16 protein-coding genes are annotated in these 17,305 nt (G+C 64.6%); 5 read left to right on the top strand and 11 right to left on the bottom strand.

Going from position 1 to position 17,305, the window contains the following annotated elements; translation table 11 throughout:
• Positions 1 to 20 precede the first annotated feature (20 nt).
• The 4 genes from QF777_08375 to QF777_08360 all read left to right on the top strand — a co-directional run bounded on the left by QF777_08375 (position 21) and on the right by QF777_08360 (position 3,693).
• On the top strand, positions 21 to 797 hold the full coding sequence (locus tag QF777_08375) for an alpha/beta hydrolase (protein MDP6911563.1): 777 nt from the start codon (positions 21 to 23) through the stop codon (positions 795 to 797).
• 177 nt (positions 798 to 974) lie between these two features.
• Positions 975 to 2,057, top strand: a complete 1,083-nt coding sequence (locus tag QF777_08370; protein ID MDP6911562.1) for an alcohol dehydrogenase catalytic domain-containing protein — start codon at positions 975 to 977, stop codon at positions 2,055 to 2,057.
• Between the two features lie 76 nt (positions 2,058 to 2,133).
• Entirely contained in the window at positions 2,134 to 2,910 is a 777-nt protein-coding gene (locus QF777_08365) for an SDR family NAD(P)-dependent oxidoreductase (protein MDP6911561.1), read from the top strand.
• Between the two features lie 15 nt (positions 2,911 to 2,925).
• The gene (locus tag QF777_08360; GenBank protein MDP6911560.1) at positions 2,926 to 3,693 is read left to right on the top strand and encodes a crotonase/enoyl-CoA hydratase family protein; all 768 of its coding nucleotides are present in this window, start codon (positions 2,926 to 2,928) and stop codon (positions 3,691 to 3,693) included.
• Positions 3,694 to 3,714: 21 nt separating this feature from the next.
• Here the strand turns inward: QF777_08360 and QF777_08355 are convergent, their stop codons facing one another.
• The 7 genes from QF777_08355 to QF777_08325 are packed head-to-tail and all read right to left on the bottom strand — an operon-like array spanning position 3,715 to position 12,335.
• Positions 3,715 to 4,578, bottom strand: a complete 864-nt coding sequence (locus QF777_08355) for a thioesterase family protein (GenBank protein MDP6911559.1) — start codon at positions 4,576 to 4,578, stop codon at positions 3,715 to 3,717.
• A complete protein-coding gene (locus tag QF777_08350; protein ID MDP6911558.1) occupies positions 4,575 to 5,930 on the bottom strand; it encodes a M20/M25/M40 family metallo-hydrolase in 1,356 nt (451 codons plus the stop codon). Before QF777_08350 ends, QF777_08355 begins: the two co-directional genes overlap by 4 nt.
• 7 nt (positions 5,931 to 5,937) lie before the next feature.
• Positions 5,938 to 8,223 (bottom strand): arylsulfatase, encoded by a 2,286-nt coding sequence (locus tag QF777_08345; GenBank protein MDP6911557.1) that lies wholly within the window; start codon positions 8,221 to 8,223, stop codon positions 5,938 to 5,940.
• A gap of 42 nt (positions 8,224 to 8,265) precedes the next feature.
• Positions 8,266 to 9,288 (bottom strand): sterol desaturase family protein, encoded by a 1,023-nt coding sequence (locus QF777_08340; protein ID MDP6911556.1) that lies wholly within the window; start codon positions 9,286 to 9,288, stop codon positions 8,266 to 8,268.
• Positions 9,289 to 9,296: 8 nt separating this feature from the next.
• Positions 9,297 to 10,829 (bottom strand): glycerol kinase GlpK, encoded by a 1,533-nt coding sequence (glpK, locus tag QF777_08335; GenBank protein MDP6911555.1) that lies wholly within the window; start codon positions 10,827 to 10,829, stop codon positions 9,297 to 9,299.
• 2 nt (positions 10,830 to 10,831) lie between these two features.
• Positions 10,832 to 11,506 (bottom strand): pyridoxamine 5'-phosphate oxidase family protein, encoded by a 675-nt coding sequence (locus tag QF777_08330; GenBank protein MDP6911554.1) that lies wholly within the window; start codon positions 11,504 to 11,506, stop codon positions 10,832 to 10,834.
• 10 nt (positions 11,507 to 11,516) lie between these two features.
• A complete protein-coding gene (locus QF777_08325; GenBank protein MDP6911553.1) occupies positions 11,517 to 12,335 on the bottom strand; it encodes a PhzF family phenazine biosynthesis protein in 819 nt (272 codons plus the stop codon).
• A gap of 214 nt (positions 12,336 to 12,549) precedes the next feature.
• On the opposite strand from QF777_08325, the gene QF777_08320 reads away from it, so the two are divergent.
• Positions 12,550 to 13,470, top strand: coding sequence for an alpha/beta fold hydrolase (locus QF777_08320; protein MDP6911552.1), 921 nt, complete (start codon positions 12,550 to 12,552; stop codon positions 13,468 to 13,470).
• 12 nt (positions 13,471 to 13,482) lie between these two features.
• Here QF777_08320 and QF777_08315 read toward each other — a convergent pair whose 3' ends face one another.
• From QF777_08315 to QF777_08300, 4 genes are read right to left on the bottom strand one after another with little or no spacing between them, the layout of a single operon-like run.
• The gene (locus QF777_08315) at positions 13,483 to 14,451 is read right to left on the bottom strand and encodes a 2OG-Fe(II) oxygenase family protein (GenBank protein MDP6911551.1); all 969 of its coding nucleotides are present in this window, start codon (positions 14,449 to 14,451) and stop codon (positions 13,483 to 13,485) included.
• A complete protein-coding gene (locus tag QF777_08310; protein ID MDP6911550.1) occupies positions 14,451 to 15,632 on the bottom strand; it encodes a Xaa-Pro peptidase family protein in 1,182 nt (393 codons plus the stop codon). The genes QF777_08315 and QF777_08310 overlap by 1 nt, the downstream gene beginning before the upstream one ends.
• Positions 15,629 to 16,417 (bottom strand): aspartate/glutamate racemase family protein, encoded by a 789-nt coding sequence (locus tag QF777_08305; protein MDP6911549.1) that lies wholly within the window; start codon positions 16,415 to 16,417, stop codon positions 15,629 to 15,631. The genes QF777_08310 and QF777_08305 overlap by 4 nt, the downstream gene beginning before the upstream one ends.
• The gene (locus QF777_08300; protein MDP6911548.1) at positions 16,414 to 17,295 is read right to left on the bottom strand and encodes a phytanoyl-CoA dioxygenase family protein; all 882 of its coding nucleotides are present in this window, start codon (positions 17,293 to 17,295) and stop codon (positions 16,414 to 16,416) included. Before QF777_08300 ends, QF777_08305 begins: the two co-directional genes overlap by 4 nt.
• Between the last annotated feature and the right edge of the window lie 10 nt (positions 17,296 to 17,305).

The following is a 17,305-nucleotide window of genomic DNA, read 5'->3' as shown; positions in this document are numbered from 1 at the left end:
ACGGAAGTGAACCCATCCCCATGACCACCGTCTTCGTGCACGGCAATCCCGAGACCGATGCCATCTGGTCCGACCTGGTCGGCGAACTGGCCGACCGCCCACCGGTCGGAGGAAACGCGCGCGACCTTGTCCTGCTTTCGCCACCGGGATTCGGCGCGCCGCTTTCCGACGGTTGGGGGGCCACCCGCGAGGAGTACCGCGACTGGCTAATCACCGAAGTTGAGGTTCTGGCAGCCGAAGGGCCGGTCGACATCGTGGGCCACGACTGGGGCGCTGGGCACGTGTTCGGCCTCTTGGCGGAGCGCTCCGACCTCGTCCGGTCCTGGGCGTGCGACTGTCTGGGCCTCATCCATCCCGACTACGTCTGGCACGACATGGCACAGCTATGGCAGACCCCCGAGGTCGGCGAGGAGGTGATCCAGGGGATGCGTGCCGCCTCCCGGGACGAGCGAATCACCATGATGATGACCAGCGGCATGAACGAACACGCGGCGACTGACGTCGCCGACGCACTTGACACCATGGCCGACTGCATTCTGCCCCTGTACCGCTCGGGCGCTCAGCCCGTCGTCGGCAATCTGGGCCGGGAACTGGCCGCCATTGACCTACCTCCAGGGCTGGCTCTCGATCCATCCGAGGACCCCTACGTGGGGCCAGCGGGTCGGGCCGCCCAGATGGCCGACCAGCTTGGGGCACGACATGCCCCCCTGGACGGTGCAGGCCACTGGTGGATGTCTGAACAACCCGCCGTCGCCGCTGACCTACTCGTGGAGTTCTGGGGATCACTCGACACCTGAACTGGTGTTGACCAGAGATCTGGATCACAGCAGGCCGACGTCGCCTCACGATTGTGGCGATTCGTTCACCATCTTGCCCATCTCCTCTTACTGCCCAACAGACCACGCGTTGGCCCTCGGGTCGACTGGGCGGGATGATGTCGACGACCGATCACGGGTCCGAACGGAGCACAGATCATGCAGGGACTAATCCAGGAGGGCGACGGAGAAGAGCACGTCCGTCTCTCCAACGACCTCGAGCACGCAGCAGCTCTCGGATCCCGACAGGTACGTGTCGAGATCATGGCGGCCGGCGTGTGCGGCAGTGACCTGAGCTGCGTCCATGGCAAGTACTACATGCCCACCCCGCTGGTACCCGGCCACGAAGCCGCCGGCGTCGTGGCCGAGATCGGCTCGGCTGTCACCTATTGCGCCGTCGGCGATCACGTCGTTCTCTCCACCTTCGGGAACTGCGGCCACTGCCCGACGTGTGAGGGCGGCGACCCTGGGAACTGTGGGTTCGGTGGCCTGCGCCACACCCACACCGAGGGCGATCAGGCCCTCTGGGGGTTCGCCAACCTGGGCGCCTTCGCCCAGGAGACGATCGTTCACGAGAACCAGGCCGTGCCCATTCCGACCGAGGTACCGATGGCGTCTGCGGCCCTCATCGGATGCGGCGTCATGACAGGTGCGGGTGCCGTGTTCAACCGGGCCAAGGTCGGTATCGGCGATACCTGTGTGATCATTGGCGCTGGCGGAGTTGGCCTAAACGTGATCCAGGCCGCGCACCTCAGCGGTGCCTCCCAGATCATCGCTATGGACCGCGTGGCTTCCAAGGAACGCATGGCACTGGATTTCGGGGCCACCGACTTTGTTCTCGTGGACGGGGACGACTTCGACTCGGTGGCCGCCGTTCAGCAGCTCAGCGGTGGCGGCGTCGACCACGCCTTTGAGGTGGTGGGTAACACCAACTTGCTGGCGGACTGCATCTCGATGGCCAAGGCCGGCGGGAATGTCTGCGCTGTGGGCGTACCCGATCTGACCGCCACCGTGACCTATCCGTTCCAGGCCCTCCACCAGAACAAGAACCTCATGGGGATCCGGGCCGGCGGGGGCAAACCTCGTCGGGACTTCCGCCTGATTGCCGACCTGTACCTCAAGGGGCGCTTCAAACTCGACGAGCTGGTGTCCCACACGGCTGGCCTCGATGGCCTACAAGGCGCGTTCGATGGACTCAAGGCCGGCGCCGAGGCCCGTACCGTGCTGTTACCCAACGGCTGAGTCGGGGCCCCGGCCTTCATCCTCGTCACGTTCCGTCCCCGTCTTTCCCAATCCTTCCCAGAAGCAGGAGTTCTCCATGTCCAGAATTGATCTGACCGGTAGTTCGTCGTTGGTAACCGGCGGGGCGTCCGGGATCGGCGAAGCCAGTGCCCGTCAACTGGCCGACGCTGGCAGCAGAGTCGTCATTGCTGACCTCAACGAGGAGCTTGGCCAGGTTGTTGCCTCCGAGGTGGGCGGCCTCTTCGTTAAGTGCGACGTGACGAGCGTCGAGGATGTCGACACCGCGGTGTCCGCCGCTGCCGAGATGGGCCCGTTGCGGGCACTGGTCAACTCGGCGGGTCTTGGCCATCCGGGCCGCACCATCAACCGCGACAACGAACCCATGGAACTAAAGCACTTCGAGTTCGTGGTCCGGGTGAACCTGATTGGCTCGTTCAACGTGCTCAGCAGGGCCGCCGGTGCAATGGCCAAGACTGATCCTCTAGCCGATGGTCAACGGGGGGCCATTGTCAATATGGCATCGGTGGCCGCTTTCGATGGGCAGATCGGTCAGGCTGCCTACTCGGCTTCCAAGGGCGGCATCGTCGGCATGACTCTTCCGATCGCCCGGGACCTGGCTGCTGTTGGGGTGCGGGTCAACACCATTGCCCCGGGTCTCATCGACACCCCGATCTACGGCGAGGGTGAACAAAGTGAGGCCTTCAAAGCGCACCTCGGCGAGTCGGTGCTATTCCCTAAGCGTCTGGGATCAGGCGAGGAGTTGGCCTTCATGGTCCTCGAGCTCATCACCAACCCGTACATGAATGCTGAGGTCATCCGGGTAGACGGCGGCATCAGGATGCCCCCCAAGTAGGAACGGATCACCACGATGAGCGATGAAGCGGTCCAGCCGGCAGTTCTGGTCGAACGACGGGAGCGGGTGATGATCATCACCCTCAACCGCCCCGAAGCCATGAACGCCATCAACGGAGACCTGTCCCACGGCCTATTGAGCGCCGTACAAGAGTTGAACGCCGACCCCGGGTTCACAGCCGGGGTCCTCACCGGTGCCGGGAAGGGGTTCTGTTCGGGCATGGACCTCAAGGCATTCTCCCGCGGCGAGGACATTGGCCCGATGCTCGAGTTCGTCAGCAATGGAGCGGCTAAGCCCCTCATCGCCGCCATCGAGGGTTTCGCCATGGCCGGTGGCCTTGAGTTGGCGTTGTCATGCGACCTTCTGGTGGCCGCCGAGGGTGCCAGGCTGGGCATCCCAGAGGTGAAGGTCGGCCTGTTCGCCGCCGGAGCCGGTCTATTCCGCCTGCCTGGTCGAGTGGGTTACGGCCGGGCCATGGAGATGGCCCTCACCGGTGACCCGATCACTGCCGAGGAAGCGGCCGATGCCGGACTCGTCTCAATGGTCACTCCTAAGGGCGGGGCACTCGACGCGGCCATCGAGTTGGCCGAACGCATCGCACGTAACGCTCCCCTGGCCGTGGCGGCCTCCAAGGCCATCGTTCGTGCCACTCAGGGGGCGACCGAAGACGAGCTGCGGGCTATCCAGCAGCCCCATATGAGGGTGGTTTGGGGTTCGGACGACGCCAAGGAGGGGCCCAAAGCGTTTGCCGATAAGCGTTCTCCGGAGTGGACCGGTTCCTGACGGAACCAACAGGTCCGAGGTTCAGGAACCGGTGTCGGCGTCGGGGAGCAACATGGCCAACTGTCGGGACCGGGCCACCAGGGCGCCGGTGGAGTCCCAGAGCCAGCCGTCTTCAATCATCCGGCCGTCATGTAGGTCCTCCGTGACGAACCGGCCCTGAACCCAGCCGGGCGCTGGGCGACGGCGAACGTGCGCCGTCAGTTCGATGGTGGGCACCCATCCCACTCGGCCGAGTCTGGTGAAGATCGACGGGGCGAAGGCATCAGCGAACAGGGTGAGGCCGAGCGTGTCGGGTTCACGACCGTCGGCGAACCGAATCCATCCGAGCGTCTCAGCGTTGTCCGACGCTCCGGCGGCTGCCGTGTCGGGGTGGATCCGCAGGTCTATCCGTCGGGCGATGAAAAGCTTTACGCCCTGTTCTAGGCCATCGCGTTCCACACACTGGTCGGGTGGCGGCATATCGGTGGGGGGCGCTATGGCCATCTCGTGGTCGTGTCCCGATCCGCCCGAAAGGTCACCCATGGATGCCATGACTTCGATGCGAGGTTTGCCGTCCTGAATGAGGGTGGCTCGACCGGTGGTCACTGTCCGCCCAGCTCGGATCAGCCCAGTCTTCACCTCGCCGATAATTCCCCCAGAGCCGGGTCGCAGATAGTGGGTGGTGACAGAAAGCGGATCTACATGACCTGCGAGAGGGTCGCCGAGTTGCCGGATGGCTTGCAAGGCAATGGCCGTCAGGTATCCGCCGTTCGGATTGTCACCAATGTTCCAACTACTGCTGACCTGCACCTCGAACCGGTCGTCGCCGGTCGGCTCGACGGCCGTCTCCCGGTCGAAGTCACCGTCCCAAGTGTCCTCCATGTGTTCTTTCCGCTCCCCGCTCATCTGAGGAAGTCTTCGCAGACGTCGAAGTACATGCCGGTAGTGAGTCGCAGCGACTCAATGTCGATGCGTTCATCGTGCCCATGGAACCGCCGGGAGAAATCGCCGGCGTCCACCGCCGGACTCATGAGGCCGGCGCCGTAGGACACTGATCCCTTTTCGCGGTAAATCCGTGAGTCGGTGAAGCCCACGATGAACTGGGGGTTAAGGCGGGCAGTGGGGAACGGCTTCGTGATCGCCCGTTCCAGCGAATCCCACAGGGGGGTGTCAATGCGGCTGGCCGACGCGGGGTCGTCCATGACGATCTCGGTCTCGACCTCGTCGGACAGGTCGCCGAGTGCCTCACGGAGATGGGTGGCCACCTCTTCGGTGGAGTCACCAGGCATCGTCCGGATGTCGATGTCGAGGGTCACCCGGTCCGGGATGGTGTTGGTCTTGCCTGGCCCGTGGCCCACGTTTGGCGAGAATGTGGTGTGGGTACAGGCGTGGAGATGCCCTGCCATGCCGTTCACCGAAGGTGTCCGCGGAAGTTCGGCTAGGTAGTCGTCAATACGGTCCTCGTCGAGCATCTGGTCCCGGACATCGTCGGCGAGGTCCATGGCTTGGACCTGAGCTCGCCAGAGTTCATGGAATCGGGGATCAGGTGAGTAGTCGGCCAAGCGTTGTATCACGGCTGCGGCCTTCAGGAGGGCGTTGTCGGAGCGGTAGGGCGTCGATCCGTGGCCGGGCGTGCCACGTACGGTCAGGCGGCGCCACGCCACCCCCTTCTCGGCCACGTTCACGCCGATGGCTGGTGAATCCTCGCTCCCGGTGTGGAGCCCACCGTTCTCGGTCAGCACGTAGTCCGCTGCGATGGCGTCCCACTCGTGGTCGGCCATCCAACGGGCCCCGTGTGTGCTGCCCGATTCCTCGTCGGCCACCGCGAAGAACACCAGGTCCCCCCGAGGTCGGAATCCACGATCGGCCAACGTGCGGAACACCACCGCCTGGGAGGCCACGAGGTTGAGCATGTCGACGGCACCCCTCCCCCACACCTCGCCGTCCACCAGCTCACCGGCGAACGGGTCGCGCGACCAGCCGTCGAGGCTCACCGGCACGACGTCGGTGTGGCCCATCAGGCACAACGCCGGGGCGTCGGGGTCGGACCCTTCTATGCGGGCCACTAGCGAGGTACGGCCGGGCGTGGGTTCGTAACGCTGCAGGTCCAGGCCTGCGCCCTCCAGGTAGGTGGCCAGCAGATCGGCATTGCGAACCTCGTGGCCCGATTCGGCCGTTCCGTCGTTGACGCACTGGTTGCGTATAAGGGCCTGCAGCAACTCGACGGTCTGGTTGGTGAGGTCTCCGTCGCTGGCCATCAGCAGGTCACTGCATCCCCGCTGCGGCGGCTAGTTCCATGGCTGCCTCCTCGTCGTGTCGGAACGCCCGCGTGGTGGCCACCTCGACCCGGTGCAAGCGGCCGGCGAAGGGTGCCTCGTAGCTGCCGCCCACCCCGGTGGGATTGCGTCCGATGTCCATCCCTATGGACGAGATCATGACGGGCACCAGCGGGATGATCGCCTCGGCCACCTGCTCTCCGTTGATCAGCAGACGGGCCCGTGCCGGCCCGCGTCTAACTCGTTCCTGGTGGACTTCCAAAACGACGGCCCCGGCTGGAAGCGGCTCAGGCGAGCGCACCACGGTGTGGGTGCTGTAGGCGTTGTGGTCATAGATGAAGTGTCCGTCGTCGTCGACATGGACGACTAACCCGTTGTTGACGGTACCGAAGCCCAATAACGCGCCAGCCTCATCGCCCATCGGCCGGTCCACCTCGAAGCGCATCGTCCAGTTCCGGGACCCGAGGGCCGGGGCCGAATCCATGGGGACCCGCTGGGTGGGCGGCAGGTAGACGAAGGTATCGCGGGCCCGAGGCGTGCCGGCCGTGACATGCCCGCTGAAGAACTGAGCGGAGGACTGGTCCGGAATAGGTAGCACCTGGTACCGGTCGGCCTCCTCCCAGAAGATGTCAACCATGGCAGAAAGGCGTTCAGGCTGTTCGGCGGCCAGATCGTTGCACTCTGAGAAATCCTCGTCGAGGTGGTACAGCTCCCACACGTCGTCGTCGAGCGACGTGTCCGGTGGATGGAACGCCACTGCTTTCCAGCCGTCGACCCAGATGGCTCGGTGGCCGAACATCTCGAAGTACTGCCGCTCCTTGCGGGTCGGCACCACCAGCGCATCATCGGCGGTCGGTTCGAATGTGTAGGCGAGGCTGGTCCCTTCGATGGGCTGCTGGGCCACGCCGGCGATCTCATCGGGGGCCGTCACGCCGACCAGGTCCAGCAGGGTGGGCGCCAGGTCGATGACGTGGTGAAACTGGGTGCGAATCTGCCCGTTGGTCAATGGGTCGATGCCTGTGGGCCACGAGATGATGAGCGGGTCACGGATGCCACCCGAGTGGGTGTTTTGCTTGTAGCGCTTGCCGGGGGTATTGCCGACCTGGGCCCAGCCCCAGGGATAGTTGGTGCTGCTGGTCCGGGTACCGATGTCCTCGAGACGAGCCATGGACTCGTCCAACGGTTGGGGAGAGTCATTGAAGTGGCGGAAGGAGTCGAGTACGCCGAACTGGCGGCCCTCCTGAGATGCCCCGTTGTCGCTGAGGGCCACCACCACGGTGTCGTCGCTGATGCCAAGGGCATCCATCTCGTCGAGCAGGCGTCCCAACTGGGCGTCGGTGTGGTCCAGCATGGCGGCGAACGCCTCCTGGAGCCGACAGGCCACGGCCTTCTCGTCGTCCGATAGGTCGTCCCACGCCTCGACGCCCGGGTTGCGGGGGGCCAGGTCAGTTCCGGGCGGGATGACGCCCATGGCGAGTTGGCGTTCGTAGACCTGTTGGCGGGCCACGTCCCAGCCATTGTCGAATCGGCCCCGCCACTTTTCGAGGTAGTCGTTGGGCGCCTGATGAGGGGCGTGGGTGGCCCCAAAGGCCAGATAGAGGAAAAAGGGGCGCTCGGGCACCATCGAGTGCTGGGTCCGTATCAGGTCGACAGCGTGGTCCACCAGATCTTCGGTGACGTGGTATCCCTCCTCAGGCGTGCGGGGCTGGTCAACGAGACGGTTGTCCTCGTAGAGCTCGGGGTGGAACTGGTCGGTCTCGCCCTGCATGAAGCCGTAGTAGCGGTCGAAGCCTCGCTGGAGCGGCCAGTCGCCAAACGGTCCGACCGCTGAGGCCTCACGCATCGGGGTGAGATGCCACTTGCCGACGGCCCACGTAGCGAAGCCGTCCTCGCGGAGCATCTCGGCCATTGTTCCAGCCGATCGAGCGATGCGGCCCCTCATGTTCGGGAACCCGGTGTCGAAGTTGGACAGGCCACGCATCCCCACCGAGTGATGGTTTCGGCCGGTCAGTAGGCAGGCCCTGGTGGGTGAGCACAGCGCCGTGGTGTGGAAGTTCGTATACCGCAGGCCCCGATCGGCCAGTCGGTCGTAGTTGGGGGTATCGACTAGGCCCCCGTAGCAACTGAGGTGGGCGAATCCTGTGTCGTCGAGGAGCACCACCACCACGTTGGGCGTGTCCGCCGTAGGGAGGACCGGCTCAGGCCACCACGGCGTCGACTCGCTGGTGCTTCTGGCGATGACTTGTTCTGCCTGGGAGGGATTTGGCACATTCATTTGTGGAGCGTGGCCCATTTCTAACGGGGAACCGTCACCGGGTCACGTCTCCTGGTCGGCGCGCCTTCGCCCCTTGAGCCGCTCGTGGGTGGCCCTGGTCCCGTCGTGCCAGGTGCCGGTCCACTTGTCGATCGGCATCTGGGTGTTGCCGTAGTTGACCTCGAAGTACCGGTGGTGGAGTTGGTGGAAGAGGTCGCCCGTTGGAACCTCCCAACGGGCGATGCGCACCCGAGCAAAGCCGGAATGACTCGGAGCGGGGCCCGGGCCGTCGTACATGACGAACATCAGGATGACCAGTGGGTGGACGGGGAGCACCCAGAACACCAGGAACCCAGAGAAGTAGACGAGGTGCTCGAAGGGATGCATGGAGATGCCCGTCCACGGCGTGGGGTTCGGGTTGCGGTGGTGGAGCGCGTGGACCCGCCGGTACAGGGGCACGCAGTGGATGAGCCGATGATTGATCCAGAAGTGGGTCGTGGACACGAACACCACACCCAAGGTGGCCATAAGAAGCACCACGACCGGGTTGGATGCCCAGGCTGGACGGCCGACCAAACCGCTGGCGTAAGCCCAGTGGGTCGACACCTCGTAGGCCGAAAGGAAGGCCACCCCGCTGGTCATGGTCCAGAAGGCATTGTCGCTGGTCTGGCTGCCGAAGGTGAACTTTGCTCCCGTGGTCGGCCACCGTGAGTTGAACTTGAAGTCGTCACCCTGGGCGCGCCGGACGTACAGCCACCAGTGGAGACCGCCGACGATGACCCCGACCAGTACAAGGTTTCGGAACCAGATTCCGGCGATCCACCCCGGCTGGAGGCTGGCCATTGTGGCCTCGCTGGGTAGTAGCCAGCGCCAGATCACCACCGACAGGACGAGGTACAGGACCACCCACGGGTAGAGGATCAGGCGGGCCAACCAGGCTAGGGCGGCCACCGGTCGTGGCGGCCAGGCGAAGACGGCTGGGACCTCGATGGGAACCGGCGGTTCATACTCGCTGTTGGCCACGCCGAGGTAGGAAGTGGAGGACTGACCAGTTGGCGGGTGTTCGGACGTCTCGTTCTCAGGCACGGGCGGCGCTACACCCAGTCGAGGGTACGTCGGACGGCCTCGCCCCAGCGGCCGGTGAGGCGGGAACGCTCGTCGGAACCCATGTCGGGGTGCCAGCGGTCGCCTTCCTGCCAGTTGGCCTGGACGTCGGTCAGGTCGCTCCACACCCCCACGGCGAGGCCCGCTGCGTAGGCGGCGCCCAACGCCGTGGTCTCGGCCACCACAGGGCGCACCACGTCGACGTCCAGCAAGTCGGCCTGGAACTGCATCAGCAGGTCGTTGCCGACCATCCCCCCGTCGACCCGCAGTTCGGTCAGGTCAACACCCCTGTCGCCGATTATCGCGTCGGCCCGCATGGCGGCCAGGAGTTCATGGGTCTGGAAGGCGGTGGCCTCCAACGCAGCGCGGGCCAGGTGCCCGCGGTTGGAGAACCGGGTGAGGCCTACCACCGCTCCCCGTGCGTCCGACCGCCAGTGGGGGGCGAACAGGCCGGAGAAGGCGGGCACGAGGTAGACGTCGCCGTTGTCGTCGACGCTCCGGGCCAGGGCCTCCACCTCGGACGCATCGTCGATGACGCCCAGTTCGTCTCGTAGCCACTGGATTGTGGCGCCGGCCATGGCCACCGATCCCTCCAACGCGAACATGGGGGACTCGCCGGCGATCTGGGAGGCCACGGTGGTCAGCAGGCCGTGAGTGGACGCCACGGCGTCGCCACCGGTGTGCATCAGGAGGAAGCAACCGGTGCCGTAGGTGTTCTTGGCCTTGCCGGGTGAATGACAGCCCTGTCCGAACAGGGCGGCCTGCTGGTCTCCGAGAATGCTCGAGATCGGAACGCCTTCTAGTGGGCCGACGCCGGTGCCCAGGTGACCGATGGACGGCACGATCTCGGGAAGCATCGACATCGGCACACCCATGGCCGCCACGAGATCTGGGTCCCAGGCAAGTGTGCCTAGGTCCATCATGAGAGTGCGCGACGCGTTGGTGACGTCGGTGGCGTGACGTCCACCGTCGGGGCCGCCGGACAGGTTCCAGAGCAGCCACGAATCGATGGTGCCGAATACCGCCTGGCCGGTCTCGCCACGGGCCCGCAATCCATCCACGTGCTCGAGGAGCCATGTGGCCTTGGGGCCGCTGAAGTAGGTCGCCAGTGGCAGGCCGGTGACAGCCCGGAAGCGGTCCAGATCGCCGTTGGCCAGGTGGTTGACAATGCCATTGGTCCGTGTGTCCTGCCAAACGATGGCGTGGTTCAATGGCTCGCCGGTGGCCGGGTCCCAGGCCACGAGGGTTTCGCGCTGGTTGGTGATCCCGACGGCCGCCAGATCACCTACCAACAAACCGGCAGATGACAATGCCTCGTCGATTACCGCCCATGTATTGGTCAGAATCTCGGCAGCGTCGTGCTCCACCCAGCCGGGCTTGGGAAAGTGCTGGGTGTGGGGCCTCTGTGCTGACGCCACGACTGAGCCCGTCTCGTCGAAGATCATGAAGCGGGTACTGGTGGTGCCCTGGTCGACAGCTCCGACGAGGGAACCACCGCTGACGGAGGCGGCGCCGAGGGGCACGATCAGCCGGCCCGACCGTTGACCTGACCGGGACCACGGGACCAGAAGGCCACGTGGCCGGGCACCGGGTCGCCGCTCGACCCCTCGTCGGGCTCCGGTTCACCGACGGCCACCCCGATCGGGATGAGCCCCGCCCACGACGGCTCGTCAAGGTCGTCAAGGTCGTCGACCGGCCCGGTGGCCCGGGCCTTCATGGAGCACTCGTCCAGCGGCAGGACGAGCACTGTGGTGCCTTTCACCTCAATGTCGTGTGCCGGCCTGATCTGGGTGCTTCGCCCGGGGATGGTGTGCTCCACGAGTCGGTCGAGAGCGGCCACCTTGGTCTCACGATCGGTGATCTCCGTTGCCGTCCCCATCACGACTACTGAGCGGTAGTTCATGGAGTGGTGAAGACCAGAGCGGGCCAGTACGAGAGCATCGAGCAGGGTCACTGTCACGCAGATCTCGACGCCGGCCTTGGCCGTACGCAGTAGACGGCTGGCCGGCGAACCGTGCAGGTAAAGAACGTCACCGTCGCGGGCGTACAGCATGGGGATGACCACCGGATGGGCGACATCTCCATCGCCGACAACGAGGCCGACGTGGGCCATGAGCCCCTCGTCCAGTACGGCGTGGATGACGTCACGGTCGTCGACCGCCCGTTCCGGCTTCCGTTGGAGAGTGGTGCGGTCGCTCATGCTGCTTCCCTCACGAAAAGAGTGTTCCACGGGCCACGGTCACGGCACGACCGGTCAGGTGCACACGGTCGTCGAGTAGTTCAACGTCCAACTCGCCACCACGGGCCGATGCCTGCTCAGCCCGGAACAGGTCGCCGAGTCGAGGCGCCCACCAGGCGGCCAGGGTGGTGTGGGCTGACCCGGTTACCGGGTCCTCGGCGATCCCCACGTTGGGCCCAAATACACGAGACACGATCCCTATGTCGTCGCGATCGTCGCAGGCAGCGGTGACGATCACGGAACGATCTGCAAGGGCCGCCACCAGCCTCTGGTCCGGGGCACAGTTTCGAACGTCAGCGGCTGACGCAACCTCCAACAACAGGTCGGTTGAACCCATTGCGGCAGCTACCACCGGACAACCGATGGCATAGGACATGTCGTCGTCCACCACAAGGTCCGTTATCCGGTCGACCGGGAAGTCGAGCCGGATGCCAGCTCCAGCAGGGCCGGTAGCTACGGCCGTCAGACGCCCCGACCGGGTGTGAAAGCCGATCTCACCGGTCGCCCCATGCTCGGTCAGCAGCGTGTGAGCGGTGGCCAGGGTGGCGTGGCCACACAGGTCGACTTCTGCGGTCGGGGTGAACCAACGCAGGGACCACTCCCCCGAGTTGACCACCCCTTGGTCATCCACCGGGTGACAAAAGGCTGTCTCCGAGAGATTCATCTCGAGCGCCACGGACTGCATCCAACCTTCGTCGGCCGGGCCATCAAGGACCACCACGGCAGCCGGGTTTCCCCTGAATGGTTCGTCGGTGAAGGCGTCGACCTGGGTGAACTCCGTATTGGGCATTACGCAGCCTTGCAGATACTCCGCTGACAGGGGCTCAAATAGTCGCTTCTCAACGCTGTTTCAGGTTCATGCCACCTGGTGGCGAACATCGACAACCCGATCGGAATCTCGCCGGGGTCGCTGAGTGTCCTACCCGAGCGGACCACCTGCCAACATGGTCCGTCTCCCCCTCTCTACCGCTCTGCACCGTTCTCAACCAGACACAGGAGGCCCGATGGTTCCCCTCGACGAGACCTACGACGGGACGTTCCCGTTCGATCCGCACACGTTCGACGGCCACGGGTTTGTCCAGCACTACGTGGACGAGGGCCCGCGGGACGCCGAGCCGATCGTGCTGCTTCACGGTGAGCCGACCTGGGGCTACCTCTATCGACACATGATCGGTCCACTATCGGAGCACTACCGGGTAGTCGTCCCCGACCACATGGGCTTCGGCAAGTCCGAAACCCCACAGGGCCGCGACTACACGCTCCAGGCCCATACCGAGAACCTGGTCGCGCTGGTGGAGCACCTCGACCTAACAGGCATCACGTTCTTCGGCCAGGACTGGGGTGGTCCAATCGCCACCGCATTCACGGTGCGCCACCCCGAGCGGGTCAAGCGGATGGTGTACGCAAATTCGCTGGCTGGCTACGGGCGGCTTGGCGATGAAGACGCGACCCCGATGTCCCAGTCGCGTTGGTTCAATTGGATCGGCGGTGGTTTGGAATCAGGCCGAACCGCCGACGTTCTGTTGAACCTAGGTTCGACAGTGCTGTCGGTCATGAAGATCACGGGGTTCACAAACTCGGCTGCTGTGGACGACACTTGGATCCGGGCCTATTCGGACCCCTTCCCTGACCGGGCGTCTGCCATTGGCGGGCTGGAGTTCCCCCTGGATGCCTATTTGGGCCGGATCGCCGAATACGTCATCGCAGGGGCTGAAGGAGTGCCAGACCTGGTGTCCAAACCGGCGATCCTGCTCGAAGGCATGGAGGACGGGGCAATCCCACCCGACCGGGCGATTGCCGACTTTCGGGCGTTGTGGCCCGACGCTCCGGTAGTCGAGTTACCAGGCGTGGGCCACTACTGCCAGGAGGACGCCCCCAACGCCCTGGTGGCCCAGGTCAAGGACTTCCTCCAGGCAAACCCCTAGGGTTCCGCCCGGTTAGTCGACGCCGCCTAGGTGGCTATGAGTGTCAGCAGCCTCCTCGTCGGGCCAGTTGGTGCGCCACACCTCCGCCTGTACGTAGCCCATTGGAATCGATCGGGTCTCAAAGCCATCCACTGGCTCGATCATTGGCTCGGCCACCACCCGGTGGTTTGGCACCGCGAAGAACGGGGCGCTGTACCGCTCGGCCCCACCGGAGATGTCCACCCGGTGAGGTGTGGAAATCAGGCGGCCACCTGACCAGACCTCCAATACGTCCCCTACGTTGACCAGGAGTGCCCCCTCAGGGCACCCGGCTTCAACCCATCGACCGTCACGGGTCCGCACCTCGAGGCCTCCTACCGGATTGGGATCAAGCACGGTGACCACGGTGATGTCCTTGTGGGGATGAAACCCAGGCGCCAGATCGTCGGGGCTCCGGGCCGGGTAGTGGAGCAGGGTCGTGTTGGTCAGTGGCGTCTCCATGGCCTCGGCCAGCACGGATCGATCCAGGCCCATCTCGTCGGCCAGCACATCTAGGAGCCGGTCTACGAGGCCTTCCATCGCAGCCCACCAGGACGCCACCACTTTCGGCATTCTCGTCGGATGGTCAGGCCATCGGTTCGGCCCGTAAAGATCGCACTCGTCGCTGACAGGGTGTCCCGGCGGGCACTCCCAGTGAAGCTTGTAGCCCTCAAAGGCGTCGGCTAGATGAGTGTCGTCTCCGGCGCCCGAATCTCGGTTCGGGGTGAAGAAGCGCAGCGGGATGAAGCCCCGGTAATTCTCCCGGGTGATGGCCTGTTGAACCTTGGTGTCCTCGTCCACTGCGAACAGGTCGACCATGAGTTCGCGCATTCCCAACAGGCAGGCTTGTGGCACCCCGTGTTCGCGTACAGCCACAAATCCGACCGTCGATAGTGCGTCTGCCACGCCGGATCCGTCAACTAGGTCGACTACCGGTACGTCAGGGGCCGAAGCTCCCCTCATTAGATGATCGGCAACTCGGCCGGTGCCCGACGGGACAACATCTCGGGTCCGTCGGCCCGAAGGACCAGGTTCTCTTCGTGGACCATCATCCGACCGGACGCCCATGTGAGACCTGGTTCGAGGGTTAGAACCATCCCTTCCTCCAGCACTGTCCCATCCTCCGCGGTGTGCGAGGGCCACTCCGTGACCTGCATGCCTAGTCCGTGGCCTAGTCGCCCCACCGAGTTGCCGAGCGACCCTCCAGCGTCGAGGACTTCAGCCATGGCCCGCCACAAGTCACTGGTGGTAGCTCCAGGCTTGGCCGTGGCCAATCCAGCCTCAGTGGCCTCCCACACTGTCCGGTAGGCCCGTTTTGCGTCCTCGTCGGCCCGTCCGAAGGCCACGTAGCGGTCAAAGTCGCTGGAGTAGCCGTCAAAGACCGATCCGGTGTCGAACATCAGCAGGTCACCTGCCTCAATCACCCGATCCGAGGGCTGCTTGATGATGTCATCGAAACCCGGGCCGGTGGCCCCCACGAGATATGGCACGTCATCGGCGCCGCGTTCCAAGAGATCGATGCGGAACGCCCGGAAGGCTTCTCGCTCGGTCATACCTACCGACAACAGGTTGCCAATCCCCTCAAAGGCACCTGAAACCACGTCGCAGATGTGGGCCACCTTGGCGACCTCTCGATCGGACTTGACCATCCGGAGGCCACGCACGATGTCGGTGGCGTCGACAAAGCCCGCCGGGGCGATCCGGACCCGTAACTGATCGAGGTCGGCTAGGGGCATCCGGACGTGTGTTTCGTGGCCCATGGGCAAACCGATCCTCGTCGACGTACCGTCAACGCCCCCGGTTAGTTCGGCCAACGTGTCGACCAGAAGGGCCAGGCCGTCGTCGGCTGGCCGTGGGGCCGGCCAGGTCCGAATGTCGGTTACCCATGTGGCGGCCATGGCTGAAGCGCCGATTCCCGGGATCACAGCAACTGGTCGCCCCTCGGCAGGCAGAATCACGAACCACGGCCGGGTTGGGCTCTGCCAGAACGGCGTATGAAACCCTGTTAGGTACCGGACTTCCGGCTCGGTGCACACCAGTAGGGCGTCGAGGCCTCGCTCGGCCATCATCGCCTGCGCGCGGGCGGCCCTGGCCATGAACTCCGATTCAGGAAATCCCCGCTCAGGGAGCGCTATCTCCGTCACCTTTCCAACTCCCGAGAGAACAGTCTCCCTAGACCCGACAGATCGTCGTTGATTCCCGCCAGGCGTAGTAGGTGCCACCCAAAAGCCAGGTTGCTGGATATGACCGCGACCCCTAGTTCGGCTTCAAGGTCAGCGGCTACGCCGTAAGCCCGAAGGCTGGTACACGACACGAACACGGCGTCCAATGCTTCTGAGCCCGAGTCGCCGGTGCAGTTGGCGACCATCTCCCGGACGGCGCCTGCCACTGAAGCTTCGGTGATGCGAGCCACGTTGGCGTCGCTCTCCTCAAGGAACGATCCGGCGGCGGCCACGTCTAGCCCACGGTCCTCTAGCAAACTGACAATCCCGGTTGTCACCTCAGCGTTGTAGGGCGTGATCACGGCAATGCGACGCGCACCAAGTGCCTTCATGGCTGCCAACACGGCGCTAATTGGGTTTGTGTTAGGTACTTCAGGATGGGCCCGATGCAGGGCGGCCGACACCCGCTCCTCTCCGATCAGGGTGGCCGCCGAGGTACAGCCGTAGCCGATGACGTCAAAACCCATGATTTCCGGAAGTAGTCCGGCCGCTTCGGGAATCCGAACTTCCATGGCCAGCAGGGTCTCAGCGGTCACCCGGTCCTCCATGGGAATGCGGGTGGCGAAGGCGGCTACCCCCTCGGGCCATAGCGAGGCCAACTCCGCCTCCACGGTCTGGTCGTTTTCCAGTACCACTAGGCCGATCCTTGCTCGACTCCCGAAGCCCGAATCGGTATCGAACTTGAGTTCCTTCAGTTCAGAAATCATCTCCGGGTTTCCTGGGCCTGCTGGTCGAAGAATGACGCTGTGGATGGCATTTCTCCGAGGGCCATCTCGTAGGGCATGGCACGAATCCGGCCGGTTGCCACACCGCGAACCACCTCGCCCTCGTGCACACTCGGAATGTGGTTGGGGTGGAGGATTCGACTGTCCTCGGACCGGTAGCTAAAGATGGCCAGGGTCCGGGGCACGTCGGTCAGGTTGGGCGCCGACCCATGGATTAAACGGGTGTGCATCAGGCACGCCGTACCGGCCGTTCCGTGGCAGGCCACCGGCGTGTCGAGGCCCGCAAGGTCCTCGTCGGCGATGGTCCCGGTGAACACACCCTCCTGCCAGTGTTCAAATATGGGGCCGCGATGGGTGCCCGGGATGACCTCCAAGGGCCCATTGTCGGAGGTCACGTCATCGACGAATAGCAAGACGGCCAGCATGTCGTCGTTGCTGTGGGCCTCGTAGGCGAAGTCCTGGTGGAACTTGACCTCTGTGTTGCTGCCCGGTTGCTTGCAGTTGGTCTTCACGTTGTTGACCGCGAGGTCGGGGCCCACCAGCTGGGCTGCCGCGTCGACCAGCGGGCTGTCTCTCATGATCCGAAGGTGGACGTCGCAAACCTCCTGCGGGGACGCCACGCGGCGCAGCGCCGGCTCTTTCGCACTGTGCCCGGGCTGTACGTCAAAGCGTGCCCGGCCGTCCATCGTCGTGCCGAACGGGCGGTCGTGGCTCCTACTCTCTTCCACCCAAGAGGCGACCGAGGCTTGGAGCTCGACCAGGTCAGTGGCTGACACAGCGTCATCCATCCTGACGTAACCGTCAGACCAGAAGGCTGTCACCTGCTCTTCGGTGAGAGGCAATGAGGCGAAAGTACTCATGATGGGGATC

Source organism: Acidimicrobiales bacterium (assembly GCA_030747595.1).
Classification (GTDB): domain Bacteria; phylum Actinomycetota; class Acidimicrobiia; order Acidimicrobiales; family MedAcidi-G1; genus UBA9410.
Note: the sequence above shows the minus strand (reverse complement) of the source record. Positions and strands in the feature narration are given on the sequence as shown.

Excerpts from the sequence above, each read along its gene's own strand:
- QF777_08375 (MDP6911563.1), top strand. The coding sequence starts at position 21 with ATGACCACCGTCTTCGTGCACGGCAATCCCGAGACCGATGCCATCTGG.
- QF777_08370 (MDP6911562.1), top strand. The coding sequence starts at position 975 with ATGCAGGGACTAATCCAGGAGGGCGACGGAGAAGAGCACGTCCGTCTC.
- QF777_08365 (MDP6911561.1), top strand. The coding sequence starts at position 2,134 with ATGTCCAGAATTGATCTGACCGGTAGTTCGTCGTTGGTAACCGGCGGG.
- QF777_08360 (MDP6911560.1), top strand. The coding sequence starts at position 2,926 with ATGAGCGATGAAGCGGTCCAGCCGGCAGTTCTGGTCGAACGACGGGAG.
- QF777_08355 (MDP6911559.1), bottom strand. The coding sequence starts at position 4,578 with ATGAGCGGGGAGCGGAAAGAACACATGGAGGACACTTGGGACGGTGAC.
- QF777_08350 (MDP6911558.1), bottom strand. The coding sequence starts at position 5,930 with ATGGCCAGCGACGGAGACCTCACCAACCAGACCGTCGAGTTGCTGCAG.
- QF777_08345 (MDP6911557.1), bottom strand. The coding sequence starts at position 8,223 with ATGAATGTGCCAAATCCCTCCCAGGCAGAACAAGTCATCGCCAGAAGC.
- QF777_08330 (MDP6911554.1), bottom strand. The coding sequence starts at position 11,506 with ATGAGCGACCGCACCACTCTCCAACGGAAGCCGGAACGGGCGGTCGAC.
- QF777_08325 (MDP6911553.1), bottom strand. The coding sequence starts at position 12,335 with ATGCCCAATACGGAGTTCACCCAGGTCGACGCCTTCACCGACGAACCA.
- QF777_08320 (MDP6911552.1), top strand. The coding sequence starts at position 12,550 with ATGGTTCCCCTCGACGAGACCTACGACGGGACGTTCCCGTTCGATCCG.
- QF777_08315 (MDP6911551.1), bottom strand. The coding sequence starts at position 14,451 with ATGAGGGGAGCTTCGGCCCCTGACGTACCGGTAGTCGACCTAGTTGAC.
- QF777_08305 (MDP6911549.1), bottom strand. The coding sequence starts at position 16,417 with ATGATTTCTGAACTGAAGGAACTCAAGTTCGATACCGATTCGGGCTTC.
- QF777_08300 (MDP6911548.1), bottom strand. The coding sequence starts at position 17,295 with ATGAGTACTTTCGCCTCATTGCCTCTCACCGAAGAGCAGGTGACAGCC.